We start from the raw sequence: 2,186 nt of genomic DNA, 5'->3' as shown, positions 1-2,186 counted from the left end.
TTGTGGTTGTTTTTCCTGCTCCATTAGGACCCAAGAAACCATAAACTACACCTTTAGGGACTTTAAGATTTAGATGATAAATTATGTTTCTCTTTCCAAAGAATTTTGTAAGGTCTTTGGTTTCAATTACATATGCCATGTTAGGCACCAGCGATGTAGATACTCATCTTAACTAATAGATGATAATCTAAAGAGAGTTAAATACTTTTTGGAAAATTGGATTTTACTTTTTTCTTTTAAGCACTTGCTGTCAGAGGGATTGACTATAACTTCATACCCAACTGGTAATTGACTTTTCTTTTCTTAATTTTGGCTCTACGGGAGATAAGAACTTATAACTTCTAAGTTTTTAGTTTTAACCAAAGTAAAAGATATCCAGCCAGAGAAAGATTTCATGTCAATAGTCCAGCTACAAGTGCAAGTGCTGGCAATGTTTGTGGATCCATTCAGCATATCTGGGATAGGCCTTGATCCAACAAAACTACCAATAACCGCGATAATCTTGCTTTTTAATATCTAAAAGAAAAAAGGTGGGGATTATGAAGTAAATCAAATCACAATTTCTTGGCCGTCAAGTTCGGGGTTCAAGTTAGGTAGATTTTTGGGTTGTTCATGCTAAGAATATCTTAGTAATGAAGGGTTTATCCCTACACTTGTTTATTTATCAAAAATAATGAGGCCTAACATTCTACTAAGAGCAGCTTAGGACATCTTCATAAAAAAGCTAATAACGTTTAAAGGATTAGTAAGTAAAGGGAGCCTCTATGAAGGGAATAGCCAAGGGGATTATTTGGGCAATCCTCATAATTATGATAACTGTTGCAGTATCGGTATGGCAAGGATGGATTCCATATTCAAAAACACAAAACAATCCTATTGTAGAGGAGGATGCTCCCAATACGGAAATACCATCCTCTGGTATTCAGAAATTGCTTGGACAGTATAATTATTATGTGGAATACTTTTGGAGTAATAGAACCCCCACACTTAACTTAATTATAGAAGGACCTCCTAGAAATCTTACAGTTATATTAAGTGATCCACATGGAGCGACGGTTGGCAAGGTGAAAATTTTAAAGGAGGACTTATTGGATGAGAAGGAACTTGTAAGTTTCTCATTTTATAAGGCCCCATTTAAGCTTGGTGAATACACACTTATCCTCTACGATCCAACAGAAGACAAAGTAGTCTATAAGAAAACTCTCAAACTGTTTGAAGAACCCAAAATACTCGTGGGGGATATAATACCAAAAATAGATAAAGATTCTTGGATTGGGGGGACAACCTACTATTTAGACGGCTTTCAAGTCCAAGTGACCAATAGGGGGAACTCACCTGTTAAAGTATGTGGAAAGGCCACAATATTATCTTCCTCAAAATCAAGTGAAGTCGACTTAGGATGGAGATATCTACCCAAAAATGGAGCAGTAACAGTTGATAAAGATCTTGATAATATAAAATTAAATCCTGGAGAGGGAGCAAAGATAGAAGTTTGGTTTTATGATTGTTATACTGGAAAATTGCTTGGAGAACAGAGTTTGGTAATCCAACTCTGAAAAACTATTTGTCCTAAGGCCTCATGCGGATGCTTGTGGAGTTAGATCAAGGCTTTGTATTCTCCCGTAATTTGGCATCATGAAGAAAAAAGGAGCATTAAAAGATTTTGATGAAGTGCTCTTTTGATAGTTTTATTCTGTAATGGCGTGGCATAAACTCTGGAATTACAGATTTAGGCACTAATATTGTCTCCTCTAAACCCAATGGACCCACATGAGAAACGAATTCTATAACTTGGTCGCTCAGACTGAAAAGCCAAGCAGTAACATGCTCTGGAACAGCACTCATGTTCAAGAGTGCGATTGTAATAATCCTGAGAGTGTTTAAAGGTTCTTTTTCCAAAGTTGCAGTTGAGGCCCTAATTATCTTGTCCATCATATTATAACCAAACTCATGATAAGTTCCCTCGGTAGTAGCTAAAAGAGCCACCACTAACACATCCTTAGGAATTCTAGAACCTAACTCCCTATACACATTCATCAATTTTGCAATTCCAGTGTCATTATTCCAATCTGGTATTTGGAGGATGTACGGCTTTTTAGAAGGGATTCCGTACTTAGAACCAAAAAGATCAATTATGTAAAGTTTTCCCTCCTCTCCAGCTTTGTGAAGATCAAAACCTGCGCATT

The 2,186-nt window shown here is 36.6% G+C and carries 2 protein-coding genes and 2 pseudogenes; 2 read left to right on the top strand and 2 right to left on the bottom strand.

All coding sequences use genetic code 11. The annotated features are described in order from the left end of the window. Positions 1-139 (bottom strand): annotated as a pseudogene (locus tag EP1X_RS10225) (ATP-binding cassette domain-containing protein); the annotation flags it as partial. Positions 140-394: 255 nt separating this feature from the next. Between EP1X_RS10225 and EP1X_RS10240 the strand changes: the two are divergent. Both EP1X_RS10240 and EP1X_RS09875 read left to right on the top strand, forming a co-directional pair. After that, positions 395-520 carry a hypothetical protein gene (locus tag EP1X_RS10240; protein WP_256381562.1) on the top strand — a complete coding sequence of 42 codons (126 nt, stop codon included), beginning with the start codon at positions 395-397 and terminating at the stop codon, positions 518-520. Between the two features lie 244 nt (positions 521-764). After that, positions 765-1,556, top strand: a complete 792-nt coding sequence (locus EP1X_RS09875) for a hypothetical protein (RefSeq protein ID WP_055284075.1) — start codon at positions 765-767, stop codon at positions 1,554-1,556. Between the two features lie 97 nt (positions 1,557-1,653). Here EP1X_RS09875 and EP1X_RS10180 read toward each other — a convergent pair. Continuing rightward, positions 1,654-2,186: pseudogene (locus tag EP1X_RS10180) on the bottom strand (hypothetical protein); the annotation flags it as partial.

The sequence above is a fragment of the Thermococcus sp. EP1 genome (assembly GCF_001317345.1).
GTDB lineage: Archaea > Methanobacteriota_B > Thermococci > Thermococcales > Thermococcaceae > Thermococcus_A.
The sequence above is the reverse complement of the archived record's forward strand: the minus strand, read 5'-3'. Positions and strand labels throughout refer to the sequence as shown.